The following is a 25,279-nucleotide window of genomic DNA, read 5'->3' as shown; positions in this document are numbered from 1 at the left end:
TCTTCTTTCAGAACGAAAAGTCTCTGAAGACATCGGGCATTTCGCCCTTCATCTGCTCGGCTTCCTGGGCCGCGTAGGTGGCGGCATCCCAGAGCTCGAAGTAGCTGCCCATGCCCAGCAGCACCGTATCCTTGCTGATGCCCGCCGCCGCGCGCAGTTCGGGCGACACCAGCACGCGGCCGGTGGCGTCCATGTCCACGTCCATGGCGTTGCCGAGAAAGATGCGCTTCCACCACTGTGCCTGCATCGGCAGCGAGGCGATACGCTCGCGGAATTTTTCCCACTCGTTGCGAGGGAAAATCATCAGGCAACCGTGCGGATGTTTGGTGATGGTGAGCTGGCCGGAAGCGGTGGCGCTCAGCACGTCACGATGCCGGGTCGGCACGGAGAGCCGACCCTTGGTATCGAGAGCTAACGATGAGGCGCCTTGAAACACTGCTACAAACCTTTGGAAAACACTTTTCACCACTAAATTGCACTTCTTCCCACTTTAGCAGGAAACCATTTGCAAACAAGGGATTTGAAACAAATTTTTTCAATGAAATCAAGGACTTAGAAGCTTCTTTGGATGCGAAGTCAAAATCAAAAAGTGTTCTAAATTAAGCACTTAGCCGATGCAATGAAAGTATTGCTTTAAGGCAGGAGTCCCCAGGCGGAGACAACGGTGCGCAAAGCGGGACTATTTCCCTTTTCGCGGCCATATAGCGCGCGACAGCCGCGGGCAAGCGCGAAAAAACACGGCGCGAGGCGCGCCATCAGGAGTGAAAGAGGGAAAGCCCGGGCAGCGCCAGGCTCACTGCGGGTGACTCGGGCCGTCAAAGCCGGTTGAACAGCCCCTGCGCAGGGGCTCCAGACACCGTGGACTGCGTCAGTCGACGCGGACCATGACCCTGGCGTGCTCGGTGATGCCGATCACATTGAAGAAAGCGGCCACGAGGCGGTTGACATCGGAAAACTGCACGGCGCGGTTCTCGGCTTCGCGGGCCGACACCCAGTTCAGCAGCGTCCCCGCCGCGGAAAAATCAACGCGGATCAGCTTGGAGCAGGAGATCAGCATCATGTCCGCGCCCATCAGCTTGGCCTCGAGCTTGTCGAGCACCGCGATCGCGTCGCCCTGCACCTGGCCGGACAACTCCACCGACAGCAGGTTGCTCATCTGCGAACTCGGCGCATCCATCTGAGTGTCGCCCTCGATGGCGCTGAGGCTGGAAGGCACCGAATCGCGGTAGACGTCGCCGATGATGGCCTGGCCGCTCAAAACGCCGCCCTGGGCGTCTATGGGCTTGTATTCGCAGCGTGCGCTGTCCCAGGCCGGCGGGGAGACTTCATAGGTGACGCAGAAGTCGAGCGCCGCGAGTTCGAAGTCGTCGGGCCGGTGCGTGACACGCAGCGCCTCCATGCGCAAAAGCCACCAAGCCTGGACCGTGTCGCGGCTGCCCGAGGGCGTGGCGTCCTGCAGCACCTTCTGCAGCTGCGCATCGCCCATGAAGCGCAGCTGGACGGGCTGGGCCGCCCAGCTGCTGAAAACCTTGTACAGCGGCTCCACCGCGGCAGCCTCGATGGTCTTGAGGTTTTTCCAGTCCAGCCGCCACGGCATGGGCGCCTTGGCCATGGCCGCCTTGAGCGTGGCCACCGTCTGTATGCCCAGTGTGGAAGGGCATACCCAGTCGGCGGCGGGGCCGTTGCTGGACTTGCCGCCTGCCGGTTCGGTGAGCTTTTTCACCATGTCGGGCATGGAAAACCACTGCGGCGCCGACCGGTCAAAACGCTCGACGAACTGGATAGCGGCTGTTTCGAACTTGTCTTGCTGGGCCGTCGCGCGGTACAGGTCGAACAGCGTCAGCCAGGTATCGGCATGGCCGGCGCGCGAACCGTTCGGGGCCAGGATTTCGAGCAGTCCGGCTTCGGCCCCGGCGTCGTCGCCATTGGCAAAGCGGATGGCCGCCTCTTCGAGTTCGGCGTCATGCTCGACCCCTTCATCGACATCGACGGCGCTGAATTTGGAATGCGAAAAACCGGAGCTGCCGTCGTCGCTGCGGGCGCTGATACCCGCCAGCCCACCGGGCAAGCCAACGGGCGCGGGAGGAGCGGCGGGGGCAGGAGCGGGGCTTGGGGCGGGCGGCCTGGCCGCTGACGCACCGCCGGCACGCGCTTCCGCAAGCGCGATGGACAAGGAATCGGGCGCGGTGGGCGAAGCGTCCAGCGGCGCGGCTTCCGTCGGCTCGGGTTTTTTAAAGCCCGGGGTTTGCAGGCCCGCCGGGGCCGTGGCCCGATAAGCGGTCGGCAAGGCGTTGTCCAGCAGCGGCGCCTGCACCGAGGGGTTCCTGGCGCCCGTGGGCGAGGCATGCGGAGGAGTGCTGTCTGGAATCCCGCCATTCTTGGTTTTCCACCACTGCATGGACATCTGCGCTTCGATCTCGTCGATCTTCTTGAGCGTGGTGGCCCTGTCGTCCGGCTTGGACGGCATGCTGCTCTGGAAGAAGGAAGGCCGCCCGGTCGGATCCTGGCCCACGCCCACCATGGCCTCACGCTTGCGCATCTTGCGCAGCATGTCGAATTCGCGTTTGCGCACGAAATCGTTCTGCCGCTTGCGCTCTATCATTTCCTTGAGCAGCTGCTTGCTCATGGCATCGTCCCGGTCCGTGGCCGCCGCGTCCAGGTCGGCCCAGTTCGTGGCCGGATTCCGGACGAACTTCACCATCTTGGACAGCAGGCCTGAAGCGGTATCTTCTTTGGACATGGTCGGACGACTAAAAATACTTCTATTGGTAGCCTGGCGTCAATCGCCAAACATCTTTTGCTTGAGTTCCCGGCGCTGCTGGGCTTCCAGGGACAGATTCGCCGTGGGGCGGGCGATCAGCCGGCCCACCCCGATGGGCTCGCCGGTCTCGTCACAGTAGCCATAGTCGCCGGAGTCGATGCGGGCGATGGATTGCTCGATTTTCTTGAGCAGCTTGCGCTCGCGGTCGCGGGTGCGCAATTCAAGGGCATGCTCTTCCTCGATGGTGGCGCGGTCGGCCGGGTCGGGCACCACGACGGTGTCTTCACGCAGGTGCTCGGTGGTTTCGCCGGCGCTGTTGTGGATGTCCTGCTTGAGCACCGACAGCTTGTGGCGGAAGAAGGCCAGCTGCTTTTCGTTCATGTACTCGGAGTCGGGCATGGCCTTGACTTCGTCGTCCGTCAGCTGCTCGGCGGATTTGGTCTTCCAGTTGTTGGCAAGCTTGGGGTCTTTTTTGGCCGCCGCCTGGGGTGGCGGCGCGATCACGCGTTCGGTCATTGTGGAGTAACTGGCTTTGGCTGCGTCGGGCGCATGGGTTGGCACCATGGGTGCGGGAGGGGGTGATTGGGTGGCAACCCGGGCCGAGCTGCGCCGCCCGGGTTTCAGGGGAGGCGGGGCCATGAGCCCGGACACCGCGGGAGCGGGAGCCGGCGCCGGCACGGGGGCAACCACGGCTGGCTTGGCCGCGGGTTTGGCGGCGGCTTTCACCACAGGGGGTTTGGCTACCGGTTTTGCGGCGGGTTTCGGTGTGGTTTTGAGCACTGGCTTTGCGGGTTTGGCGACGGCCTTGGCCTTGGAAGGCACAGGCTTGGCAGCGGTTTTCTTGGCGGCTGCGGCAGGTTTTTTGGGGGCTGCAGCCTTGGGTACCGGCTTGACGGCCTTCTTCGCGGCGGGTTTGGGCGCCGGCTTGGCTTTGGCGACAGGCTTGGCAACTTTTTTCACGGCCTTGGCGGCTGCTTTGGGCGCCGGCTTGGCTTTCACGGCTGTCTTGGCGGCCGGTTTGGCTGCAGCCTTGGCGGGTGTCTTGGTCTTCTTCGCTGGGGCTTTCACAATGTGTCTCCTCTGGAAAGCAGCCTTGGAACGGCCCTGAGGCCTCTAGGGCGGCTTCCTGGCCAGACTGCCGCAGTGCGGCAGTCCAACCCTAGCTGTAGCCAGATTTCCTGGTTTGTCTGCCGCCAGCCAGTCCTGAAAACCGCTAAATCGCGGCCCTCAACCCGCTTTTTAACCGGTTTTGTACCTGATTGGCCTCCCGATTCGATTTTTCGGGTATTTTGGTCGGCGCGCGATTGTAGCGGCTCGCCAGCGGCCTGTGACACCCAAAAAACAAATCGTTGGAGAATCGAGACAAACATGAAGCCCTCCGCCTTTTATTAGGCTACAGGCGGACAGCCTACCTCAAACCAGGCACTGCTCCAGGCCCTGCACAAAAATATCTTTGGGCAGGTCGATGCCGATGAACACCATCTTGCTGTTTTTCTTCTCGCCCTCGGCCCAGGCGGGCCCCAGGTCGCTGCCCATGAGCTGGTGCACGCCTTGGAAGATCACCTTGCGGTCGGTGCCCTCCATGTTCAGCACGCCCTTGTAGCGCAGCATGCGCGGGCCGTAGATATTGACCACCGCGCCCAGGAAATCCTCGAGCTTGGCCGGGCTGAAGGCCTTGTCCGAGCGGAAGACAAAACTCTTGACGTCGTCGTCATGGTGGTGATGGTGGCCGTGGCCCTCATGCCCGTCATGGGCATGGGAGGGGTGGTCGCAATGCTCGCCGTGTTCATGGTCGTGGTCGTGGCCGGCGTGCTCGTCTTCCTTGAGGAAATCGGGGTCTATGTCCAGCTTGGCGTTGAGGTTGAAGCCGCGCAGGTCGAATACGTCCTTGATCGCCACCTCGCCGAAATGCACCGCGGTCTGCGGGGCGCGCGGGTTCATGTGCTTGAGCCGGTGCATCAGGGCGTCGACCTCGTCCTTGGCGACCAGGTCCGATTTGCTGATGAAGATCTGGTCGGCGAAACCGACCTGGCGGCGGGCCTCCTGGCGGTCGTTGAGCTGGCCGGCGGCGTGCTTGGCGTCCACCAGGGTCAGGATGGAGTCCAGCAGGTACTGCTCGGCGACTTCCTCGTCCATGAAAAAGGTCTGCGCCACCGGGCCGGGGTCGGCCAGGCCCGTGGTTTCTATCACCACGCGGTCGAAGTCGAGCAGCCCCTTGCGCTTCTTGGCGGCCAGCAGTTGCAGCGTCTCCCGCAAGTCTTCGCGGATGGAACAGCAGATGCAGCCGTTGTTCATCTGGATGATGTTTTCCGTGGTGTCGTTGACCAGGATGTCGTTGTCGATGTTTTCCTCGCCGAATTCATTCTCGATGACGGCGATCTTCTGGCCGTGCGCCTCGGTCAGCACGCGCTTGAGCAGCGTGGTCTTGCCGGAGCCCAGAAAGCCGGTGAGTATGGTGACGGGGATCAAGCTCATGGTGTCTACCTAAAAACGGAAGGTTGCGGGAAGGCGGGCGGGCCGCGAAAACCCAAGCTGGGGAGTTTAGCGGTGGCTTCAAGCCCTTCACAGGGGCGCGGCGAATACCACCTCGGCTAACAGTTACTTTACAGAGGCTGTCAAGCCCTAGCCAGCCGCCCGCTTCACCAGCACCAGCCCCTTGAGGTATTCGCCCTCCGGGAAGGCCACCGTCATGGGGTGGTCGGGCGCGCCGCCCATGCGCTCCGAAATAAAGGCATCCACGCCGGCGTCCGTGCCGGCCGAGGCCACGATCTTGTGGAACAGGTCGGCGCTGATGCCACCCGAGCACGAATAGGTGAACAGCACGCCGCCCGGCGACAGGATGGACAGCGCCAGGCGGTTGATGTCCTTGTAGGCGCGTGCGGCGCGTTCGGCGTGCGTCACGGTGGGCGCGAACTTGGGCGGGTCCAGCACGATAGCGTCGAAGGTCCGGCCCTCCTTTTGGTACTGGCGCAGCGAGGCGTTCACGTCAGCGTCGAGCAAGGTGGTGCGGCCGGCGTCAAAGCCGTTGAGCGCCACATTGGCCCGGGCCCGCTCAATCGCCGGGGCTGACGAATCAATGGAAGTGACGTGCCCGGCGCCGCCGGCCAGCGCGGCCACGGTGAAGCCGCCGGTGTAGCAGTAGCAGTTGAGCACCTGGCCGAACTGCAACCGCCGCGTATAGGCGGCGAACTTCTGCCGGCTGTCGCGCTGGTCCAGGTAAAAACCGGTTTTATGGCCTTCGGCGATGTCCAGGCTGAGCCTCCAGCCGTGTTCGGTGATGGTGATGCCGGTTTCGCCCGAGCCCTTCAGCCAGCCGGTGACTTCCGGCAGGCCCTCCAGCGCGCGGGAACTCGCGTCGGAACGCTCATAGAGGCGGGTCAGCCCGGTCTGGGCCAGCAAGGCGTCGACGATCACGCTTTTCCACTTTTCCGCGCCGCAACTGGAAAACTGGGCCACCAGGGTGTCGCCGTAGCGGTCCACCACCAGGCCCGGCAGGCCGTCGGATTCGCCATGGACCAGGCGCAGGCCGTCGCTCTGGATGTCGAAGCGCTCCCTGGCCTTCAGGGCCTGGGCAATGCGAGCCGCGAAAAACGCCGCGTCTATGCGCTGGGCCTCGTCAAAACTCCAGACCCGCGCGCGGATCTTGGAGGCCGGGCTGAAGGCCGCCCAGCCCAGGAACTGGCCGGCGTGGCTTTCCACCCGCACCGTTTCACCGGCATCACCGCCGCCCTTGGCGATGGCGCCGTCAAAAATCCAGGGGTGGCGCCGCAGCAGGGAGCGCTCCTTGCCATCGCGCAATCGAAGTGTTTTCATGGTGCTATTGTCGCGGCAGGCTATACAAGCCCTGTGCGACCGCGCCATCCCTCGCACAAACAGCCATCGAAACAGCTCTCTAAACTCGTGGCGGTCGTTTTCCGGAAAGTTTGCGACAATCGTAAATTAATGATTTTTGATTACTTTTTTCTGCAACTCAAGAAAACCAGGCCATTTACGGGCGCTGTGGTTCGCAGGCCCGCGGCCCTACGCACCCTGTTGCTGGGCCTGGCGATGAGCCTGCTGATGGGTTCGCTGCTGGCGCTCACCAGCCTGGACGCCCGCTCGCGCACGGTGCTGGACCTGGACGCCCAGATACAGCCGGTGGCCCTGCAGGACTGGGGTGACTACTGGATAGACAGCACGGGCAAGTTCACGCCCGAGCAGGTCGCCGCCGCGCCCGACATCCCCTGGAAGCCGACGCGCGCCGACGCGATCTACCCGGTCACCAGCGGTTCCTCGATGTGGGTGCGCTTCAACGTGCCGCCCGCGCCCGACAGCGAGCGCTGGTACCTCGAGGTGCCCTACCCGTCCATAGACCGCGCGTCGCTGTATACGCTGGACGGCGCCGGCCAGTGGAACGAGCAGCGCGCCGGCGACCTGGTGGCGGTCAACACATGGCCGGTGCCGCACCGCCACCCGCTGCTGCCCATCGCGCTGTCGGCTGAAACCCCCTCCAATTACCTGCTGCGCCTGGAAAACGGCCACGCCTTCAGCGCCCCGCTGCAGTTCATCAGCGAAGGCCGGCTCAGCTACTCCGAGCAGCGTGTCTCGCTGATCCTGGGCATTTTCTTCGGCCTGGCCGGCTTGGCCGCGCTGATTTCCGCGCTGGGCGCCGTATCGCTGCGCGACACGGCGTATGGCTTTTACGCCTTGTGCGTGACCCTGCTGGCACTGACCCAGGCCACCGTCACCGGCATCGCCGGCCTGCACCTGTGGCCGGCCTGGCCCGGCTGGAGCGACGTGGCGACCTCGGTGCTGCCCATGCTGACGGTCTCGGCCACGTTGCTCTTCATTTCCGCGGCCGTGGCCCTGCCCGAACGCTCGCCGCGCCTGCACTGGCTGATGGTGGGCCAGGCCGCGCTGGGCGCGCTGGTGGCGGTGCTGCTGGCACTGCTGCCGGCCGCCTCCCGCATGGACGTGTTCATCCCCATCATGCTGATCCTGCAGTTCAGCGGCATGCTGGTCATGGGCTGGGCCTGGCGGCGCGGCGACCGCTTTGCGCCCTGGCTGATGCTGGCCTATGTGCCCGTGCTGGTCGCCGCCGGCTGGACCATGGCGCGCAACGCCGAGCTGGTGCCCATAGGCTTTCTGACCCAGCACGGCATGCAGCTGGGCGTGGCGCTGCACCTGCCCATCGTCATGCTGGTGCTGATGCTGCGCAGCCAGCAGCGCCGCGAAAACATACGCCGCATCCAGGGCCTGGACCGGGTCGACCCGGCCACCGGCCTGATCAACGGCCATGTGTTCGCCGAGCGACTGATCCGCATGATCGCGCGCTCCGAGCGGCTGCGCCACCAGAGCGCGGTGATGATCATCGACCTGGTCAACACCGAGCAGATCCAGCGCGACTTCGGGCGCAAGGCGGCCGAGGAACTGCCGCTGCGCGTGGCCGAGCGGCTGTTGTCCACCGCGCGCGAAATCGACAGCGCCGCGCGGCTGTCGGAGCGACGCTTCGGCATGCTGGTCGAAGGCCCGTTCAACGCCGAAGACGCCGGCACGCTGGGCCCGCGCATCGTGGCGCGCTGCCTGATGCCTTACAAGGGCCTGCATGTGGACTGCGTGGCGCAGGTGCACGTGGCCTATGCGCTGGTGCCCTACCAGGGCTCCAATGCGCAGGGCCTGCTGACGCAGCTTGAAGAGCGCCTGGCCGCCGCGCCCGCCGAGGGCAAGCGCGCAGTGTTCATGCTCGGGGAGCCGCAGCCCCTGCGGCCGGTGCGGCGCGACCGGCCCAAGGCGGCCTGAACGGCCCGCTCAGGTTTTGCCCTTGGCCGGGCTCGCGGCTTTTTGGGCCGCTGTCGGGGCATGGCCGGCTTCAACAGGCAGCGCCGGCGCCGGCATGCCCGTGCCGGCCTTGGACACCGCCCGCGGATGCGCCGCGTCATACACCTTGGCCAGGTGCTGGAAATCCAGCCGCGTGTAGACCTGCGTGGTCGTGATGTTGGCGTGGCCCAGCAATTCCTGCACCGCGCGCAGGTCGCCGCTGGATTGCAGTACGTGGCTGGCGAAGGAATGGCGCAGCATGTGCGGGTGCACCGGCGTGGCCAGCCCGGCCTTCAGCGAGCGCTGCTTCAGGCGCACGCGTATGTGCTGCGGCGTCAGGCGCGTCCCGCGCTGGTTGATGAACAGGGCGTGGTCCTCGCGCGCCCAGCCGGCGCGCGCCGTCAGCCACTGCCGCAGCACCTGCAAGGCCGCATGGCCCACCGGCACGCTGCGCCGCTTGGAACCCTTGCCGAGCACATGGGCCTCGGCCGCATCCAGGTCTACCCAGCCGCGCGCCTGGGCACTGGCCTGCACATCCAGCCCCACAAGCTCGGCGATGCGCAGCCCGCAGCCGTAGAGCAGCTCGGTGATGCACTGGTCACGCAGCGCCAGCATCGGGTCGCCTTGGGCGGCGTCGGCGTTGTAGGCGGCCAGCTGCACCGCCTCGTCCACGCTCAGCGCCTTGGGCAGGGGCTTGGCGGCCTTGGGGGCGCGCACGTCCTGCACCGGATTGCCCTTGATCAGGCCCTCGCGGCCCAGCCAGGTATAAAAACCGCGCCAGCCCGAGAGGATGAGCGCGATGCCGCGGCCGCTGCGCCCGGCGCCGTGCATTTGCGCCACCCAGCGCCGCATATGGATGTTTTGCACCTCGGTCAGCGCCACGCCGGCCTGGCCGGCGTTGGCCTCGAGTTTTTGCAGGTCCAGCGCATACAGCTCCACGGTGCGCGAGGCCAGGCGTTTTTCGACGCGCACATGCTCGAGGTAGCGCTCGACCAGCGGGTGTGAGGGCGGCACCGGGCCGCCGGCTTCGGACGCAATGTCCGGCGCGGGAGAGGGTGCCTGCGCCATGGCCGTGGTGTTTATTCGGCGGCCGCCGGCTGGGGCCGAAGCCGCGTCAGCGCCGCGCTGGCGAGTTCGCCCAGGCGCTCGAGGAAGTCGGTGCCCATGCCGCTGTGAAAGCGTTCGGGGTCGGGCGAGGCCAGCACCAGCAAGCCGGAGGCCTCCGCGCCCGGCGCGGCGCGCAGCGGGATCATCGCCATCGATAGCGCCACCGCGGGCTCAGGCAGCCAGCCGGCGGCCTCAAAGCCCGAATTGACGCCGCAATAAGGCGCACCCAGCGAGGAGGCAAAGGCCTTGGCGTCCTCGCTCACGCCGGTGGCGAAACTTTCGTCCGAAAAAATGCCGTTCACGTCCCAGACCTTGATCGCGGCCTGCGGGATCAGGAACTCGGTGGTGATGCCCTCGACCACCGCGCCCGGCAGGTCGCGCGCCTGCGCGGCCTGCAGCAGCTTGCGCGTCCAGCGCTGCATCTTGTCGGCGATGCCGACATTGTCCTGGCCGTGGCGGATCATCTCGACCATGCGTGTTTCCAGGCCCTTGATTTTTTCGCGCAGCATCAGCGCCTGGCGCTCCTGCAGGCTGACGGCGCGGTTGCCGTGGCCGCTGGACAGCTGCACCGAAGCCAGCAACTCGGCGTGGCGCTCAAAGAAGTCGGGCGTGTTGGCCAGGAAATTGGCGATGTCGTCTTCGGTGATGGGATGTTCGGTTGGATTCATGTCGGGGATTGTCCTCAGTTTTGTGGCGAACGCAAAGGCGCAGGGTGCCCGCGTTACATCCGCTTTCGTGGAAAGACCGTTTTCAGACTCCGTCGGGAATTTCGATCTCGGACTCGAACACCGTGGTCGCCGGCCCCGTCATCATGACAGGCGCATCGAGCGTGCCCGGCCATTCGATGGTCAGCTGGCCGCCCCGCGTCATGACATCCACTTTCGCATCCAGCAGACCCCAGCGTATGCCCGCCACCACGGCCGCACAGGCGCCCGTGCCGCAGGCCAGCGTCTCACCCACGCCGCGCTCAAACACCCGAAGGCGAATCTGCCCGCGCGAGACCACCTGCATAAAGCCGGCGTTCACGCGGCGCGGAAAGCGTGCATGGTTCTCGATCAGCGGGCCGGTCTGCAGCACCGGCGCGGTATCGACCTCATCCACCAGTTGCACCGCGTGCGGGTTGCCCATAGACAGCGCGCCTATGAAAAGCGGCGCCGCCTGCGCCTGCCCCGGCAATGCCAGCGGCCATTTCTCCCATGAACCTTGCGCCACGGGCGCCAGGCCGGCAGCGTCAAACGGGACGCGTACCGGCTCAAACACCGGCGCCCCCATGTCGACCGTGACGCGCCCATCGGCCTGCATACGCGGCTCGATGATGCCGCTCAGGGTCTTGACCCTCACGACGTCCTTGCTCGTCAGCCCCTGCTCGCGCACAAAACGCACAAAGCAGCGCGCGCCGTTGCCGCACTGCTCCACCTCGCCGCCGTCGGCGTTGTGGATCACATACTCGAAATCAATGCCTTCCGCGGGCGAAGGCCGCACCGTCAGGATCTGGTCGGCGCCCACGCCGAAATGGCGGTCGGCCAGGAAACGGTACTGGGCGGTGCTCAGGCCCAGGGGGCCCCGGGTTTCGTCGAGCATGACGAAATCGTTGCCCGCGCCTTGCATTTTGGTGAATCGGATTCGCATTCTTCGGATTATCTGTGCTTCTCTGCCGGGAGCGCCCCGCCACAGCAAGAACCACCTCCAAAAGCCATAATCCAAACCATGCCCCGCCCCTCTCAACAACTCCACCCCCACCGCGACCCCGCCCCGCTGCGCCCTGCAGCCACCGTCCTGCTGCTGCGCGACACGCCCCAGGGCATCGAGGTGCTGATGACGCGCCGCTCCATGACGGCCAGCTTCGCGCCTGGCGCCTATGTCTTCCCCGGCGGCGGTATTGATGCGGCGGACGCGCAGGCGCACGCCCAGTCGACGCGGCGGGCCACGCAAAGCGATCTGCACCTGACCCAGGCCATCGCGGCGATACGGGAAAGTTTTGAGGAACTGGGCGTGCTGCTGGCGCGCCATGCGGATGGCAGCCATGCCAGCACGGCGGACATCGCGGCCCTGGATCGCAAGGCGCCGTTTGCCGCGCAGTGCCGCGAGCGCGGCCTCACGCTGGCGGGTGACGAGGTGTTTGTGCTGGCGCACTGGATCACCGACCGCGACTTGCCGCGGCGTTTTGACGTGCCTTTTCTGGTGGCGCGCATGCCCGAGGGCCAGAGCCCGGTGGCCGACGAGGCCGAGCAGTTCGAGCCGGTCTGGGTGCGGCCGGCCGAGGCGCTGGCGCGGCACGCGGCGGGCGACTTTTTCATCATCTTTCCCACCATACGCACGCTGGAGAAGCTGCAGCACCATGCCGACGTCGACGCCGTGCTGGCCGCCTGCGCGTCTGAAATCCCGCTCTGGACCTCCTGCCCGCGCGCCGGCCTGCTGGCGGGCAAGGAAGCGCGCTATATGGAACACGAGGCGCCCTATGGCGAACTCGCGCTGACCTGCCCCGACGGGCAGATCGTGCACACGCTGGACTGGCAAAGCGCGCAGCCGGTGGCGCTGCTGCGCAATGTGAGCCGCCTGACCGCCCCCAACCCGGGGGTGATGACCGGGCCGGGCACCAACAGCTACCTTGTCGGCGACCCAGGCAGCGGCTACATCGTGATCGACCCGGGCCCGGCCGACCACGAACACCTGCAGCGCCTCTGGCAGGCGGCCGGCGGCGATATCCGCATGATTGTCTGCACGCACTCGCACCCCGACCATTCCCCCGGGGCCAAACCGCTGCAGGCCTTGTGCCGCACGGCCCCGCCCATCCTGGGCCTGCCTTCGGCGCCCACCGCGCGCAGCGCCAGCGCCTTCACGCCGGACAGGGCGCTGCAACACCGGGAACGCCTCACGCTCTCAGGAAAAGGGCCGGACGGTGAAACAACCACCCACACGCTGAAAGCGCTGCATACGCCCGGCCATGCGGCCAACCATGTCTGCCTGGTGCTGGAGGAAGACGGCCTGCTGTTCAGCGGCGACCACATCCTCAACGGCAGCACCACCGTGATCGACCCGCCGGACGGCGACATGAACGCCTACCTCGAGTCGCTGGATGCGCTCAGCGCGGCCTGCGACGAACACCGGATTGAATTCATCGCCCCGGCGCACGGTTATGTGATCGGCGCGGCCAAAACCGCGATTGCCCAGCTCAAGGCGCACCGCCTCAAGCGCGAGGCCAAGATCATCGGCGTGATGCGGGCCCGGCCGGACGGCACGATGGACGACTGGGTCGCGGCCGCCTACGACGACGTGGACCCGCGCATCTGGCCGGTGGCCAAACGCTCGCTGCTCGCGCACGTGGAGCGCATTGAGGCGCAGGGCTTTGCCAATCTGTAGGTGTAGGCTGCGCGACCGCTCCCGCAAGCCTGCCAGTCGCCTCAGGCACACCAATTGCTTGGCTTTTGGCGGTCACGGTTTATACTTTTTTTCTCATACCTGCCGGGAACCGGGCCACCAGCCCGTCTTTCCGCGGGATTTGAACTCACATATTTCAACACTCAGCGAGGTTTTCATGTCTTCCATCTCGACCCGACATTTCCTTCAAAGCGCCGGCATTTTGCTGGCCGGCCTGGTCCTGGCAGCCTGCGGCAAGCAGGAACCCCCAGCGCCCGCCGCCGGCGCATCGGCGCCCGCAGCCTCCGCGCCCGCGCCGGCTGCCAAGGTCTACCTGGTGGGCACCGACGCCGCCTACGCACCCTTTGAATCGCAGAACGAAAAAGGCGAGATCGTCGGTTTCGACATCGAGGTCGTCAAGGCCGTGGCGCAAAAAGCCGGTATCGAAGTGAAATTCGTGAACACGCCGTGGGAAGGCATCTTCAACACCCTCGCCCAGGGCGACCGCGACCTGCTGGTGTCGTCCATCACCATCACGGCCGAGCGCAAGCAGACCATGGATTTTTCGACGCCCTACTTCGACGCGCAGCAGCTGATCGCCGTGAAGAAGGATTCGAAGATCGCCAAGTTCAACGACCTGAAAAAACTCAAGGTCGGCGTGCAGAACGGCACCACGGGCGATGAAGTGGTGTCCAAGCTGCAAGGCAAGGACAGCGCCAACATCAAGCGTTTTGAATCGACGCCGCTGGCGCTGAAAGAACTCGAAGCCGGCGGCGTGGACGCCGTGGTGGCCGACAACGGCGTGGTGGTGCACTACGTCAACAACAACAGCGGCGCGAACTTCAAGACCATCAGCGATGCCAGCTTCGCCGCCGAGCAGTACGGCCTGGCCGTCAAGAAGGGCAATACCGAACTGCTGGAAAAACTCAACAAGGGCCTGGCCGACATCAAGACCGACGGCACCTACGACAAGATCTACACCCAGTACTTCGGCGCACCTGCCGCGGCAGCCGCCAAGGCCCCCGCGTCCGCCGCCTCGAAATAAGGCCACTCGCCTCAGGCGCCGCCGGTTTTACCCCTGCGCGGCGCCTGCATGACTCCCGGCAATACGATCCCGCCGTCCGGCCGCAGGCGCGCCCTGCGCGCCATTGCCGTTTTTGAGGCCGCCAAGGGCCTGGCCGCGCTGGCGGCCGGCATAGGCCTGCTGGAGCTGCTGCACCACGACATCCACCGGCTGGCTGTCGCACTGCTATGGCGCTTTCACCTCGACCCGGCGCTGCCCTACCCCACCCTGCTGCTGCACTACGCCGACCTGTTGAGTGCGATCAACCTGCGCACGCTCGCGCCGGTGGCGCTGGCGTATATCGCCGTGCGCTTCCTGGAAGCCTGGGGACTGTGGAAGGAAAAGACCTGGGCCGAATGGCTGGGCGCGCTGTCGGGCGCGCTTTACATCCCGCTCGAAGTGGCCCACCTGGCGCACCGGCCCGGCGCCATCAACGCCGGCGTGCTGCTGCTCAATGTGGGCGTTGTGGGTTTCCTGGCGTTCCAGCTCTGGATGCGCCGAGGCCGCCAAGGCCGTGCAAATAAAGTGTGAAGCCCGCCGATAAGCCGGATTCTGTGCACCGGACCCCCTTGGAGAAAGCCCGGCGTGACCGCCATTAATCTGGGCCGGGGGTCGCCCCCACGGCTCAATGCTACCTACCCGCCAGCTCTGCGGAACCACATCAACGCTGGCCTACTTGGTATTGCTGCGCGTAGAGATTGCCCGTTTCACCCGGCCTGGGGTTACCCCAAGGCCGACTCGTCTCTGTTGCTCTGATCCTCACCTCACGGTGGAGAGGTGTTACCTCCTACGCTGTCCTGTGCAGTCCGGACGTTCCTCCAGTGCCTGGTTTCCCAGATTGCACCAGCGGCGGCCTGGCGTGCTTCACGGGGCCTATTATCCGCCAGCAAGACGCCATGGCGTGGCGCCCTTTAAAATGCGGGCTGCTTGATCAACACGAGCCCCTTGCCATGATTCGCCTGACCGAACTCAAACTTCCGCTGGACCACGCGGAAGATGCCCTGCCCACCCTGGTGGCCCAGACCCTGGGCGTCGCCGCGGCCGCCCTGCAGAACATCCACATCCACAAACGCAGCTTCGACGCCCGCAAGGCGGACCTGCTCAAGGTCTACATCGTCGACGTCACGCTGGCCGACGCCGCCCAGGAAAGCGCGCTGCTGGCCAAATTTGCCGGCAACCCGCACATCCTGCCCACACCCGACATGGCCTACCGCACCGTGGGCCAGGCGCCCGCCGGCCTGCCGCTGCGCCCCGTTGTCGTCGGTTTCGGCCCCTGCGGCATGTTCGCGGCGCTGCTGCTGGCGCAAATGGGTTTCAAGCCCATCGTGCTGGAGCGCGGCAAGACGGTGCGCCAGCGCACCCGCGACACCTGGGGCCTGTGGCGCAAGAACGTGCTCAACCCGGAGTCCAACGTGCAGTTTGGTGAAGGCGGCGCCGGCACTTTTTCCGACGGCAAGCTCTACAGCCAGATCAAGGATCCGCGCCACCTGGGCCGCAAGGTGATGAACGAATTTGTCAAGGCCGGCGCGCCGGCCGACATCCTGTTCGAGGCGCATCCGCACATAGGTACCTTCAAGCTGGTGAAGGTGGTCGAAAACATGCGCGCGCAAATCGTCGCGCTGGGCGGCGAGATCCGTTTCGAGCAGCGCGTGACCGACGTGCTGATCGAGGACGGACCCGAGGGCAAACAGCTGCGCGGCCTCACGGTGCTGGACCAGGCCACGGGCCAGAGCCACGAAATGCGCGCCGACCAGGTGGTGATGGCGCTGGGCCACAGCTCGCGCGACACCTTCGCCATGCTGTATGCGCGCGGCGTGTACATCGAGGCCAAGCCCTTTTCCATCGGCTTTCGGGTGGAACACCCGCAGGGCATCATCGACCGCGCGCGCTGGGGCCGCCATGCCGGCCACCCTTCGCTGGGCGCGGCCGAATACAAGCTGGTGCACCATGCGAGCAACGGCCGATCGGTCTACAGCTTTTGCATGTGCCCGGGCGGCACGGTGGTGGCGGCCACTTCAGAGCCCGGCCGCGTGGTGACCAACGGCATGAGCCAGTACTCGCGCAACGAGCGCAACGCCAATGCCGGCATCGTGGTCGGCATAGACCCGCGCGACTACCCCGGCTTTGAGGCAGGCGACGCGCTGGCCGGCATCGCGCTGCAGCGCCGGCTCGAGTCGCACGCCTTTGTGCTGGGTGGCGGCGACTACCGCGCCCCCGGGCAGCTGGTCGGCGACTTCCTGGCCGGCCGCCCTTCGACCGCGCTGGGCAGCATCACGCCGTCTTACAAGCCGGGCGTGACCCTGGGCGACCTGTCGTCGGCACTGCCCGACTATGCGATTGCCGCCATGCGCGAAGCTTTTCCGGTGTTCGGCAAAAAGATCAAGGGCTTTGACACCCATGACGCGGTGCTGACCGGCGTGGAAACACGCACCTCCTCACCGATACGCATCAGCCGCGGCGACGACCTGCAAAGCATCAACGTGCGCGGCCTTTACCCGGCCGGCGAAGGCGCCAGCTACGCGGGTGGCATCCTGTCAGCCGGCGTGGACGGCATCAAGGTCGCCGAAGCCGTGGCGCGCAGCGTGCTGCAGGACACCGAGCGGCAGCGGGTGGCCGCATGATGGCTACCCAGAGCCGCTCACAAAACCCAGCGAAGCGGTCCTGGCTAGGCGCGTCCGCCGCAGACAGTGCACCAGCACGGCAAGGCGGCGCAACAACGCCAGGAGGGTTTTGTGAGCGGATCTGAAGGTTTTCACTATTACGAGCCGGCCAAAGGCCACGGCCTGCCGCACGACCCCTTTAACGCCATGGTGGGGCCGCGGCCCATAGGCTGGATTTCCTCGCGCGATGCCAAGGGCCGGCTCAACCTGGCGCCCTACAGTTTTTTCAACGCCTTCAACTACACGCCGCCCATCATCGGTTTTGCCAGCATTGGCGCCAAGGACAGCCTGCGCAACATCCGCGAAACCGGCGAATTCGGCTGGAACCTGGCGACCCGGCCGCTGGCCGAGGCCATGAACCAGTCCTGCGCGATGGTGCCGCCCGAAGTCAATGAATTTGAACTGGCCGGCCTCACGCCCACAGCCTCGCAGCGCATCGCCGCGCCGCGCGTGCTGGAAAGCCCGGTGTCCTTCGAGTGCAAGCTGACCCAGATTTTGCAGCTGCAGGGCGCCGACGGCGTGCCTGTGCCCACCTGGCTGGTCCTGGGCGAAGTCGTGGGCGTGTACATTGCAAGGCAGCTGCTCAAGGACGGCATTTACGACACGGCGGCCGCCCAGCCCATTCTTCGCGGCGGCGGGCCGGCCGATTATTTCGCCGTCACCCCCGACAACCTCTTTCGCATGTTCAGGCCGCGCTAGCGGCCTGAACACCCGGCATTCCACCTTTTCATCCCACACACATGACCGACACCACCACACCCACCCCGCGCGCCAAGCGCCCCCGCAGCCAGCAGCAGCGCTCCCGGCCCGCCGCCTCGCCGCCGCAGCGCACGCGCGAAGTCCACCCGGTGCTGGAAAAGCTGTTCGAGCTCTATCCGAAAATGTTCGGCGCACAGTTCCTGCCGCTCAAGCTGGGCGCCTTCCAGGACCTGCTCGCCGAGAACCCGGACGCCTTCAAGCGCGACGAGCTGAAAATCGCGCTGGGCCTGCACGCGCGCTCCACCCGCTACCTCGAGTGCGTGGCGGCCGGCCTTCCGCGCCACAACCTGCAGGGTGAGCCCGTGGAGCCGGTGGCGCCCGAACATGTGCACCATGCCATCATGGAAGTGTTCCGGCGCCGCCAGGCGCGCTCCAAAGATGATTTGCGCCCCAAGGTGCGCGCCCGCCTGGTCGCCGCCATCGAGGCCTCGGGCCTGAGCCGCGAGGAATACGCCGAGCGCACCCGCACCCAGGATGAGGCCGCCAATGCGCTGCTCGATGAGGCCTTTGCCGAATTAGCGGTGCAGACGGCGAAACGTGAAGCGCTGATGCGCGCCTTCGAGGCCAGCGGCAAAACCGTGGAGCAGTTTGCCGAGATGTACGGCATGAACCCGGCCGACGTCGCCCAGGCCGTGGAGCGCACGCGGCGGGCCGGCGCGGCCCAGCCTCAATAAGGCCCGGTCAATACAGCGAGCGGCCGAAACGCTCGAAGCGGGGCTGCCACTTTTCAAGAATGTCGGCCGACACCAGGATGCGTTCGGCCCGGCCTATCAGCAGCTGGCGCGGCACCAGGCCTATGTAGCGCGAGTCGGCGCTGTTGTCGCGGTTGTCGCCCAGCATCAGGAACTGGTCGGGGGGAATGGTGATCGGGCCCCAGTCGTCCTTGGCTTTCACGCCGGCCAGCCACTGGATTTCATGCTGGCCCTGGGCCGTGGTCTCTTTGAGGTGCGTGGCCACCAGCACACCCACCGGGCCGGCCGGCTCCAGCGCCGTGTCCAGCGCCTCATAGCGCGCCGCCTGGCCGTTGATGATGAGCACCTTGGCGCGCATTTCCACGACGTCGCCCGGCACGGCGACCAGGCGCTTGATCAGGCGCACACCGTCCACCGGCGAGGAAAAGGTGACGACGTCGCCGCGCTTCGGGTCGGCGGTGCGCGCCAGCACCGTGTCGGTCAGCGGGATCTTGACGTTGTAGGCCAGCCGGTTGACGAAGACCACGTCGCCTTCGAGCAGGTTGGGCCGCATCGAGCCCGAGGGAATGGGGTTCCAGTCCGCGATCGCGGTGCGGAACAGCCCGAACAACAACAGCAACACCAGAAAACTGCGGTTCTGCCTGAGCCAGCTTTTCATGCTTTCACTCCTGTGAAGAAAAAAAGGGCGCCCTGTGCGGGGCGCCCTTTGATTTGATATTCAAGCCTGGCTGTTTTGCAAGGCCGCGATGCGCTCTTCGATCGGCGGGTGCGTGGCAAACAGCTTGCCTATGCTGCCGGTGATGCCCATGGCCGCCACGGCCTTGGGCAGCTCGCCGGGCTGCATGCCGCCCAGGCGGGCCAGGGCGTTCATCATGGGCTGGCGCCGGCCCATCAGCTGCGCGGCGCCGGCATCGGCGCGGAACTCGCGCTGGCGCGAAAACCAGGCCACGACGATGGCCGCGGCAAAGCCAAGCACGATGTCCAGCACGATGGTGCTGACGTAGTAGCCGATGCCGGGGCCGGAATTGTTGTCGCTGCCGCGGCGCAAAAAGCTGTCGACGGCGTAGCCGATCACGCGCGAGAGGAAAACCACAAAGGTGTTCATCACGCCCTGGATCAGGGTCATGGTGACCATGTCGCCGTTGGCGACGTGGGCGATCTCGTGGCCCAGCACGGCTTCGATTTCTTCCTTGGTCATGCCTTGCAGCAGGCCGGTGGAGACAGCCACCAGCGAGGAGTTCTTGAAGGCGCCGGTGGCAAAAGCGTTGGGCTCGCCTTCAAAAATGCCGACTTCGGGCATGCCGATCTGGGCCTTCTCGGCCAGCTTGCGCACGGTCTCGACGATCCAGGCCTCGTCGGCGTTCTGCGGCTCGTTGATCAGGCGCACGCCGGCGCTCCATTTGGCGACCGGCTTGCTGATCAGCAGCGAGATGATGGCGCCGCCAAAGCCCATGACCAGTGCGAAGCCGAGCAGCGCCGTCAGGTTCAGGCCGTTGGCCGTGAGGTAGCGGTTCACGCCCAGCAGGCTGGCGACGATGCCCAGCACCGCCACAACGGCGATATTGGTCAGGACAAACAGGAAAATACGTTTCATGGGTTCTCCGTGGGGTCGGTAAAAAAGCCCGCCTTGCGCAGGATATGAGGGCCCGCGGGCCCGGTTCAAGCGGCGCCCGCGCCTAAGTCGCTGATTTTTATCTGTTATTTATGACCGCCTCGGTGCCCGGAATACAAGGGAGTCATCATAAAAGGAAAAGTTCTCGTTCTCGGGCCACCAGCCGGGCACGCCCAGCACCGGCAAAGGCGCAAAAGGCTTGGCGGCCAGCCTGGCCGCGCTGAGGTCGGCCGCCACCCAGGCGTCCAGCTCGGCGAGGGTGCCCATGGGCGGCTGCGCCAGGTAGACGTGGGCGGTGATGGCTTTGCGGGGCGTGAGCAGCTTTTCCAGCAGGGCATGGCCGAACAGCACCAGCCTGGCCTGCTGCCACAGCGCCCTGTGGGTGATGAAAAGGGTTTTCCAGTCGCGAGCAAGCAGCGCGTCCCACAGCGGCTGTGGCGCCGACAGGAAGGCGGCGTTTTCGTCAAACACGGTGAGGGCGTCGCGCACCGGCCCGCGCACGGGCGCTATGCCCGCGGCATCGATCTCGGCGGCTTGCAGCTGGTTGAGTTTGCGTTTGGTGTCCGGAAAACGCATCCAGCACAGGCCGTTGAAAAAATCGTGGGCGCCCTCGCGCGTCGGGCACAGGCGGGTCCTGGCGATAAAACTCTCGTAGGCCTCGCCGGAAGGCAGGCTGCACTGGGGCGCGAAACACACCGGCGCCGGCTGCACCGCGTTAAGCGCCTGGTGCAGCGCAACGCCCGCCGTGACCGCGCAGGCCGCGCGCTGGCCGGGTTCGCGCCAGGCCTGCAGCCAGGGGCGTTCCCAGTCGATAGGGGGCAGCGGCGGGCTTGCCATGGTGCTCAGGTCCTGACAGCTTGGCGGTCCATCATGCCCGCGTCGGGGCATCCAGCTTCCAGGGCAGGCTTTCGCCCGAGCGCAGGGGCTTGAGTTCGGCCTCGCCGAAGGCATAGCTTTCGGGCGGATGCCAGCTTTCCTTCCTGAGGGTGATGCTGCCAGTATTGCGCGGCAGGCCGTAGAAGTCGGCGCCATTGAAACTCGCGAAGGCCTCGAGTTTGTCCAGCGCGCCGGCCGCATCGAAAGCCTCGGCGTACAGCTCCATCGCGGCATGGGCGGTGTAGCAGCCCGCGCAACCGGTGGCGTGCTCCTTCAGGTGGGCCGGGTGCGGCGCGCTGTCGGTGCCCAGGAAGAAGCGCGGGTTGCCGCTGGTGGCGGCCTCGACCAGCGCCAGGCGGTGGGTTTCGCGCTTGAGCACCGGCAGGCAGTAGTAGTGGGGGCGTATGCCGCCCGTGAAGATCGCGTTGCGGTTGTAGAGCAGGTGGTGGGCCGTGACGGTCGCCCCCGTGAACTTGCCCGCATCGCGCACATAATGCGCCGCTTCCCGGGTGGTGATGTGCTCGAACACGATCTTGAGTTCGGGGAAATCGCGGCGCAGCGGAATCAGCTGGGTGTCTATGAACACGGCCTCGCGGTCGAACAGGTCGATGTCGGATGAAGTCACCTCGCCGTGCACCAGCAGCAGCATGCCGGCTTTTTGCATGGCTTCCAGCGTTTTATAGGTCTTGCGCAAGTCGGTCACGCCGGCGTCGCTGTTGGTGGTGGCACCGGCCGGGTAGAGCTTGGCCGCAACCACGCCAGCGTCCCTGGCGCGGGCAATTTCCTCGGGCGGCAGGTTGTCGGTGAGGTACAGCGTCATCAGCGGCTCGAACTTCACACCGGCTGGCACGGCCGCCTGAATGCGCTCGCGGTAGGCCGCGGCCTGGGCCGCGGTGGTCACCGGCGGGCGCAGATTGGGCATGATGATGGCGCGGCCGAATTGCGCGGCAGTGTGCGGCACCACGGTCAGCAAGGCCTCGCCGTCGCGCACATGCAGGTGCCAGTCGTCGGGGCGGGTCAGGGTCAGGGTGGAAACGGGGGTACGGGCGGAGGTCATGGCCTGAATTGTCGCACCGCCCGGGGCCGCCAAAGCCGGTACGACTCGCCATGAAAAAAGCCCCGCATGCGGGGCTTTTTTGGTTTTTTCTTCTTTTTTGGCAGTTGCGGTGATCTTTCAGCGCGCCCCGTGCTTTTTTTTCAGTGGGACAGGATCTTGTTGAGGAAGTCCTTGGTGCGCGCCTTGCGGTTTTCAGGATGGTTGAAGAACTCGTCCTTGGAGCAGTCTTCCAGGATCTTGCCGCCCACGTCCATAAAAATCACGCGGCTGCCGACCTTGCGGGCAAAACCCATTTCGTGGGTCACCACCATCATGGTCATGCCTTCGACGGCCAGGCCCATCATGCAATCCAGCACCTCGCCGACCATTTCGGGATCCAGTGCGGAAGTGGGTTCGTCAAACAGCATGGCGATAGGGTCCATGCTGAGCGCGCGGGCGATCGCCACGCGCTGCTGCTGGCCGCCCGAGAGCTGGCCGGGGAATTTGTCCTTGTGCGCCATCAGGCCCACGCGGTCCAGGTACTTGAGGCCGTGTTTTTTGGCCTCGTCGACCTTGCGGCCCAGCACCTTGACCTGCGCCAGCGTCAGGTTTTCCGTGACGCTCAGGTGCGGGAACAGCTCGAAGTTCTGGAACACCATGCCGACGCGGCTGCGCAGCTTGGGCAGGTCGGTCTTGGGATCGTGCACGGCCTTGCCGTCGACGAAGATCTGGCCCTTCTGGAAGGGTTCCAGCGCGTTGATGGTCTTGATCAGGGTGGACTTGCCCGAACCCGAAGGCCCGCAGACCACAACCACTTCACCCTTTTTGATGCTGGTGGTGCAGCTGTTGAGGACCTGCACGTCGCCGTACCATTTGGAAACTTCTTTCAACTCAATCATGTTCTTCTCCGGTGTGCTCTTTGAGATTTGCGTGTCTTGACGAAGCGCGCTCTCAGCGAATGATGGCGATTCTGCTGTTCAGGCGCTTGACCATATAGGACAGCCCGAAGCAGATCACGAAATAAATCACGGCGGCCAGCAGGTAGGCCTCTTCAGGACGGCCGTAGATCTTGCCGGCGGTGCTGAAGCCCTTGAGCAGGTCGTAAGCGCCGATCGCGTAAACCAGCGAGGTGTCCTGGAACAGGATGATGGTCTGCGTCAGCAGGATGGGCACCATGTTGCGGAAAGCCTGCGGCAGGATGATCAGCTTCATGTTCTGCGCATATGTCATGCCCAGGGCGCGCCCGGCGTTGACCTGGCCGCGCGAGATGGACTGTATGCCCGCGCGCATGATTTCGCTGAAATAAGCGGCCTCGAAAGCGACGAAGGTGATGATGGCCGAGATTTCGGCGCGGTAGTTGCTGCCGCCGGGAATCAGGCTGTAAAACGACGCCGGCACCAACAGGAAGAACCACAGGATCACCATGACCAGCGGAATCGAGCGCATGCCGTTGACGTAAAAGGTCGCGGGGATGGTCAGAAATTTTTTGCCGGAAAGGCGCATCAGGGCCAGCACGGTACCGAAGATGATGCCGCCTATGGTGGCGATCACGGTCAATTCAATGCTGAAAATAAAGCCCTTGACGACGAACTGGGAGATCATGTCCCAGTTCAGGAAGCTCATGTCGAGTCCAAGCATGTCAGTGACCTCCGCCCGTTGAGCCGGCGACGACGAAGCCCGGGATTTGCACCCGCTTCTCGACAAAGGCCATGACCCGGTTGACCGCGAAGGCCGAGACGGCGTACAGCGCCGTCACCGCCAGGTAGATTTCAATGCCGCGCGAGGTCTCTTCCTGCGCCTGCATGGCGAACATGGTGAGCTCCGCGATGGACACCGCGAAAGCCACGGAGGAATTCTTCAAAAGGTTCATCGACTCGCTGGTGAGCGGCGGAATGATGATGCGAAAAGCCATGGGCAGGATTACGTAGCGGTAGGTCTGCAGGGTCGTGAAACCCATGGCCATGCCGGCGTAACGCTGGCCGCGCGGCAGCGCCTGCACGCCGGCCCTGACCTGCTCGGCAATACGCGCCGAAGTGAAAAAGCCCAGGGCAAACACCACCAGGATGAAGCTGGGCAGCTCCTTCATGGCGGGGAAAATCTTGGGAACCACGAAGTACCAGATGAAAATCTGGACCAGCAGGGGAACGTTGCGGAACAGCTCGACCCAGGCATTGGCGAAACGCACAAGCCAGGGGCTGCTCGGCAAGGTGCGCAGCGTGCCGATGATCGCGCCAAACAGCATGGCGATCACCCAGGATGCGCCGGCGACGGACAGTGTCCAGCCCCAGGCATCAAACATCCACTGCAGGTAGGTTCGACCGCTACCGTCATCATTCAAAAATACCTGCCAATCCCAAGTCATCACGGCTCCAGCAAATGGTTGTTGTGTTGTTTTCCCTGCGACGGTAAACGGGAAACCCCGCCAGTGCAAGGCGACCGGCGGGGTTATTTCAATTTACCTGGCCAGAATTACTTCTGTGCGTATTCTTCCATGGGCTTGTCGTTCGGGTTGTCCCAAGCCGCCTTGGTGCTGGCGCTCAGGGCCAGGCCGACCTTGGTGTTCTTCGGAGGAATCGGCGACAGGAACCACTTGGTCCACAGCTTGTTCATTTCACCCGACTTGATCATGCCCTTGACGGTGTCGTCGGCCAGGCGCTTGAGCAGAGGGTCGTCCTTGCGGATCATGATGGCGATGGGCTCAACGCTCAGCACTTCACCGACGATCTTGAAGTCCGAAGGCTTCTTGGCGGTGGCGATGTTGCCGGCCAGGATGGATCCGTCCATCACGAAGGCATCGGCGCGGCCCGACTCGAGCAGCAGGAAGCTGTCGGAGTGGTCCTTGCCGAAAATTTCCTTGAACTCGACGCCGGTGGCGCGCTTGTTCTTGCGCAGCGTCTGCACGGAGGTGGTGCCGGTGGTGGTCGCCACGGTCTTGCCGCTCAGTTGGGCCACCGAGGTGATGCCGGAATTGGCCTTCACGGCGATGCGGACTTCCTCGACGAAGGTGGTCACGACGAAAGCCACGTCTTTCTGGCGGGTCGCGTTGTTGGTGGTGGAGCCGCACTCGATGTCGACCGTGCCGTTCTGCACGAGGGGGATGCGGTTCTGCGAGGTCACGGGCTGGTATTTGACTTCCAGCTTGCGTTCGGCGGCCTTCTCAAGGTTGGCCAGGATGCGCTGGCAGATCTCGACGTGGTAGCCGGTGTATTTGCCGTCACCCAGGGTATAGGACAGCGCGCCCGAAGAATCGCGAACGCCCATAGTGACAACGCCGGAAGCCTTGACTTTGGCAAGGGTGTCGGCAAATGCGGCGCCGGTGGCGAGCAAGGCGACGGACAGAGCGACAAGCTTGAGTTTCATGGAATCTCCTGTAATGAATGAAACGGTTAGCGAACTATTCTAGAGAGATGGTACCCGGGACTGGCCTAGGTTTACCCGGCCTCTCACACGGGGGAAAGCGGACTGCGCGGGCGGTGCTTGGCGGCAAACCCGCGCGAAGCGGCGATTCCCGGGTTTTTCCAAAGTGGTGCGCGCACAAGAAGTCCGGAACTATACGGCAG

General features: G+C 64.9%; 23 protein-coding genes and 1 other RNA gene. 7 read left to right on the top strand and 17 right to left on the bottom strand.

From position 1 onward, the window contains the following. Nucleotides 1-7 precede the first annotated feature (7 nt). The 5 genes from mraZ to ACEN9P_RS15040 form a co-directional block, all read right to left on the bottom strand. Nucleotides 8-436, bottom strand: a complete 429-nt coding sequence (mraZ, locus tag ACEN9P_RS15060) for a division/cell wall cluster transcriptional repressor MraZ (RefSeq protein WP_074576178.1) — start codon at nucleotides 434-436, stop codon at nucleotides 8-10. Between the two features lie 432 nt (nucleotides 437-868). Next, nucleotides 869-2,740: an STAS domain-containing protein gene (locus tag ACEN9P_RS15055; RefSeq protein ID WP_495619704.1), complete on the bottom strand. Its 1,872-nt coding sequence runs from the start codon at nucleotides 2,738-2,740 to the stop codon at nucleotides 869-871. A gap of 39 nt (nucleotides 2,741-2,779) precedes the next feature. Continuing rightward, complete coding sequence (gene dksA, locus ACEN9P_RS15050) at nucleotides 2,780-3,829, bottom strand: RNA polymerase-binding protein DksA (RefSeq protein ID WP_477661446.1); 1,050 nt, start codon at nucleotides 3,827-3,829, stop codon at nucleotides 2,780-2,782. Nucleotides 3,830-4,174: 345 nt separating this feature from the next. Beyond that, complete coding sequence (locus ACEN9P_RS15045; RefSeq protein WP_007864763.1) at nucleotides 4,175-5,236, bottom strand: CobW family GTP-binding protein; 1,062 nt, start codon at nucleotides 5,234-5,236, stop codon at nucleotides 4,175-4,177. Nucleotides 5,237-5,383: 147 nt separating this feature from the next. Beyond that, complete coding sequence (locus ACEN9P_RS15040) at nucleotides 5,384-6,574, bottom strand: class I SAM-dependent rRNA methyltransferase (RefSeq protein ID WP_495619703.1); 1,191 nt, start codon at nucleotides 6,572-6,574, stop codon at nucleotides 5,384-5,386. A 186-nt stretch (nucleotides 6,575-6,760) separates the two neighbouring features. Here ACEN9P_RS15040 and ACEN9P_RS15035 point away from each other — a divergent pair, with 186 nt between their 5' ends. After that, nucleotides 6,761-8,539 (top strand): sensor domain-containing diguanylate cyclase, encoded by a 1,779-nt coding sequence (locus ACEN9P_RS15035; protein ID WP_495619702.1) that lies wholly within the window; start codon nucleotides 6,761-6,763, stop codon nucleotides 8,537-8,539. Nucleotides 8,540-8,548: 9 nt separating this feature from the next. Here the strand turns inward: ACEN9P_RS15035 and ACEN9P_RS15030 are convergent, their stop codons facing one another. From ACEN9P_RS15030 to dapF, 3 genes are all read right to left on the bottom strand, one after another. Continuing rightward, nucleotides 8,549-9,625, bottom strand: a complete 1,077-nt coding sequence (locus ACEN9P_RS15030) for a tyrosine recombinase XerC (protein WP_495619701.1) — start codon at nucleotides 9,623-9,625, stop codon at nucleotides 8,549-8,551. Between the two features lie 11 nt (nucleotides 9,626-9,636). Further along, a complete protein-coding gene (locus tag ACEN9P_RS15025; protein WP_495619700.1) occupies nucleotides 9,637-10,332 on the bottom strand; it encodes a DUF484 family protein in 696 nt (231 codons plus the stop codon). A gap of 82 nt (nucleotides 10,333-10,414) precedes the next feature. Continuing rightward, nucleotides 10,415-11,293: a diaminopimelate epimerase gene (gene dapF / locus ACEN9P_RS15020; RefSeq protein ID WP_495619699.1), complete on the bottom strand. Its 879-nt coding sequence runs from the start codon at nucleotides 11,291-11,293 to the stop codon at nucleotides 10,415-10,417. A gap of 78 nt (nucleotides 11,294-11,371) precedes the next feature. Between dapF and ACEN9P_RS15015 the strand changes: the two genes are divergently transcribed. The 3 genes from ACEN9P_RS15015 (at nucleotide 11,372) to ACEN9P_RS15005 (ending at nucleotide 14,615) form a co-directional block, all read left to right on the top strand. Further along, complete coding sequence (locus ACEN9P_RS15015) at nucleotides 11,372-13,024, top strand: MBL fold metallo-hydrolase (protein WP_495619698.1); 1,653 nt, start codon at nucleotides 11,372-11,374, stop codon at nucleotides 13,022-13,024. Nucleotides 13,025-13,199: 175 nt separating this feature from the next. Then, a complete protein-coding gene (locus tag ACEN9P_RS15010) occupies nucleotides 13,200-14,066 on the top strand; it encodes a basic amino acid ABC transporter substrate-binding protein (protein WP_074576160.1) in 867 nt (288 codons plus the stop codon). A 48-nt stretch (nucleotides 14,067-14,114) separates the two neighbouring features. Further along, nucleotides 14,115-14,615 (top strand): DUF2127 domain-containing protein, encoded by a 501-nt coding sequence (locus ACEN9P_RS15005; RefSeq protein ID WP_477661453.1) that lies wholly within the window; start codon nucleotides 14,115-14,117, stop codon nucleotides 14,613-14,615. On the opposite strand, the gene rnpB is transcribed toward ACEN9P_RS15005, so the two are convergent. Continuing rightward, nucleotides 14,610-14,950: RNase P RNA component class A (gene rnpB / locus ACEN9P_RS15000), an RNA gene on the bottom strand. The two genes, ACEN9P_RS15005 and rnpB, sit on opposite strands and share 6 nt — an antisense overlap. A gap of 84 nt (nucleotides 14,951-15,034) precedes the next feature. Between rnpB and ACEN9P_RS14995 the strand changes: the two genes are divergently transcribed. From ACEN9P_RS14995 to ACEN9P_RS14985, 3 genes are all read left to right on the top strand, one after another. Beyond that, a complete protein-coding gene (locus ACEN9P_RS14995) occupies nucleotides 15,035-16,705 on the top strand; it encodes an NAD(P)/FAD-dependent oxidoreductase (RefSeq protein ID WP_495619697.1) in 1,671 nt (556 codons plus the stop codon). 186 nt (nucleotides 16,706-16,891) lie between these two features. After that, entirely contained in the window at nucleotides 16,892-17,443 is a 552-nt protein-coding gene (locus tag ACEN9P_RS14990) for a flavin reductase family protein (RefSeq protein WP_495622185.1), read from the top strand. Between the two features lie 41 nt (nucleotides 17,444-17,484). Continuing rightward, nucleotides 17,485-18,177, top strand: a complete 693-nt coding sequence (locus tag ACEN9P_RS14985) for a ProQ/FINO family protein (RefSeq protein WP_477661456.1) — start codon at nucleotides 17,485-17,487, stop codon at nucleotides 18,175-18,177. A gap of 7 nt (nucleotides 18,178-18,184) precedes the next feature. Here ACEN9P_RS14985 and lepB read toward each other — a convergent pair whose 3' ends face one another. The 8 genes from lepB to ACEN9P_RS14945 all read right to left on the bottom strand — a co-directional run bounded on the left by lepB (nucleotide 18,185) and on the right by ACEN9P_RS14945 (nucleotide 25,079). Next, complete coding sequence (gene lepB, locus ACEN9P_RS14980; protein WP_477661457.1) at nucleotides 18,185-18,853, bottom strand: signal peptidase I; 669 nt, start codon at nucleotides 18,851-18,853, stop codon at nucleotides 18,185-18,187. Nucleotides 18,854-18,913: 60 nt separating this feature from the next. Beyond that, nucleotides 18,914-19,789 carry a protease HtpX gene (htpX, locus tag ACEN9P_RS14975; RefSeq protein ID WP_074576146.1) on the bottom strand — a complete coding sequence of 292 codons (876 nt, stop codon included), beginning with the start codon at nucleotides 19,787-19,789 and terminating at the stop codon, nucleotides 18,914-18,916. 108 nt (nucleotides 19,790-19,897) lie between these two features. Then, nucleotides 19,898-20,644, bottom strand: coding sequence for a DUF3025 domain-containing protein (locus ACEN9P_RS14970; protein WP_495619696.1), 747 nt, complete (start codon nucleotides 20,642-20,644; stop codon nucleotides 19,898-19,900). Between the two features lie 31 nt (nucleotides 20,645-20,675). Further along, complete coding sequence (gene pyrC / locus ACEN9P_RS14965) at nucleotides 20,676-21,740, bottom strand: dihydroorotase (protein ID WP_495619695.1); 1,065 nt, start codon at nucleotides 21,738-21,740, stop codon at nucleotides 20,676-20,678. Between the two features lie 140 nt (nucleotides 21,741-21,880). Continuing rightward, entirely contained in the window at nucleotides 21,881-22,618 is a 738-nt protein-coding gene (locus ACEN9P_RS14960; RefSeq protein ID WP_074576141.1) for an amino acid ABC transporter ATP-binding protein, read from the bottom strand. 52 nt (nucleotides 22,619-22,670) lie between these two features. Continuing rightward, the gene (locus tag ACEN9P_RS14955) at nucleotides 22,671-23,357 is read right to left on the bottom strand and encodes an amino acid ABC transporter permease (protein ID WP_007864719.1); all 687 of its coding nucleotides are present in this window, start codon (nucleotides 23,355-23,357) and stop codon (nucleotides 22,671-22,673) included. Between the two features lies 1 nt (nucleotide 23,358). After that, nucleotides 23,359-24,081, bottom strand: a complete 723-nt coding sequence (locus tag ACEN9P_RS14950) for an amino acid ABC transporter permease (RefSeq protein WP_477661460.1) — start codon at nucleotides 24,079-24,081, stop codon at nucleotides 23,359-23,361. Between the two features lie 107 nt (nucleotides 24,082-24,188). Then, the gene (locus tag ACEN9P_RS14945; protein ID WP_413330902.1) at nucleotides 24,189-25,079 is read right to left on the bottom strand and encodes a transporter substrate-binding domain-containing protein; all 891 of its coding nucleotides are present in this window, start codon (nucleotides 25,077-25,079) and stop codon (nucleotides 24,189-24,191) included. Nucleotides 25,080-25,279: the final 200 nt, after the last annotated feature.

This window comes from Polaromonas sp. Polasp52, from assembly GCF_059491565.1.
This window is presented reverse-complemented; position numbering and strand designations above follow the sequence as displayed.

Bases quoted from the DNA above. Each gene is read 5' to 3' on its own strand.
- ACEN9P_RS15015 (WP_495619698.1), top strand. From the start codon at position 11,372: ATGCCCCGCCCCTCTCAACAACTCCACCCCCACCGCGACCCCGCCCCG.
- ACEN9P_RS15010 (WP_074576160.1), top strand. From the start codon at position 13,200: ATGTCTTCCATCTCGACCCGACATTTCCTTCAAAGCGCCGGCATTTTG.
- ACEN9P_RS14990 (WP_495622185.1), top strand. From the start codon at position 16,892: ATGGTGGGGCCGCGGCCCATAGGCTGGATTTCCTCGCGCGATGCCAAG.
- lepB (WP_477661457.1), bottom strand. From the start codon at position 18,853: ATGAAAAGCTGGCTCAGGCAGAACCGCAGTTTTCTGGTGTTGCTGTTG.
- ACEN9P_RS14985 (WP_477661456.1), top strand. From the start codon at position 17,485: ATGACCGACACCACCACACCCACCCCGCGCGCCAAGCGCCCCCGCAGC.
- ACEN9P_RS14995 (WP_495619697.1), top strand. From the start codon at position 15,035: ATGATTCGCCTGACCGAACTCAAACTTCCGCTGGACCACGCGGAAGAT.
- ACEN9P_RS14955 (WP_007864719.1), bottom strand. From the start codon at position 23,357: ATGCTTGGACTCGACATGAGCTTCCTGAACTGGGACATGATCTCCCAG.
- htpX (WP_074576146.1), bottom strand. From the start codon at position 19,789: ATGAAACGTATTTTCCTGTTTGTCCTGACCAATATCGCCGTTGTGGCG.
- pyrC (WP_495619695.1), bottom strand. From the start codon at position 21,740: ATGACCTCCGCCCGTACCCCCGTTTCCACCCTGACCCTGACCCGCCCC.
- ACEN9P_RS15025 (WP_495619700.1), bottom strand. From the start codon at position 10,332: ATGAATCCAACCGAACATCCCATCACCGAAGACGACATCGCCAATTTC.
- ACEN9P_RS14945 (WP_413330902.1), bottom strand. From the start codon at position 25,079: ATGAAACTCAAGCTTGTCGCTCTGTCCGTCGCCTTGCTCGCCACCGGC.
- ACEN9P_RS15005 (WP_477661453.1), top strand. From the start codon at position 14,115: ATGACTCCCGGCAATACGATCCCGCCGTCCGGCCGCAGGCGCGCCCTG.
- ACEN9P_RS14950 (WP_477661460.1), bottom strand. From the start codon at position 24,081: ATGACTTGGGATTGGCAGGTATTTTTGAATGATGACGGTAGCGGTCGA.
- ACEN9P_RS15030 (WP_495619701.1), bottom strand. From the start codon at position 9,625: ATGGCGCAGGCACCCTCTCCCGCGCCGGACATTGCGTCCGAAGCCGGC.
- ACEN9P_RS15045 (WP_007864763.1), bottom strand. From the start codon at position 5,236: ATGAGCTTGATCCCCGTCACCATACTCACCGGCTTTCTGGGCTCCGGC.
- ACEN9P_RS14960 (WP_074576141.1), bottom strand. From the start codon at position 22,618: ATGATTGAGTTGAAAGAAGTTTCCAAATGGTACGGCGACGTGCAGGTC.
- dapF (WP_495619699.1), bottom strand. From the start codon at position 11,293: ATGCGAATCCGATTCACCAAAATGCAAGGCGCGGGCAACGATTTCGTC.
- ACEN9P_RS15040 (WP_495619703.1), bottom strand. From the start codon at position 6,574: ATGAAAACACTTCGATTGCGCGATGGCAAGGAGCGCTCCCTGCTGCGG.
- ACEN9P_RS14970 (WP_495619696.1), bottom strand. From the start codon at position 20,644: ATGGCAAGCCCGCCGCTGCCCCCTATCGACTGGGAACGCCCCTGGCTG.
- ACEN9P_RS15055 (WP_495619704.1), bottom strand. From the start codon at position 2,740: ATGTCCAAAGAAGATACCGCTTCAGGCCTGCTGTCCAAGATGGTGAAG.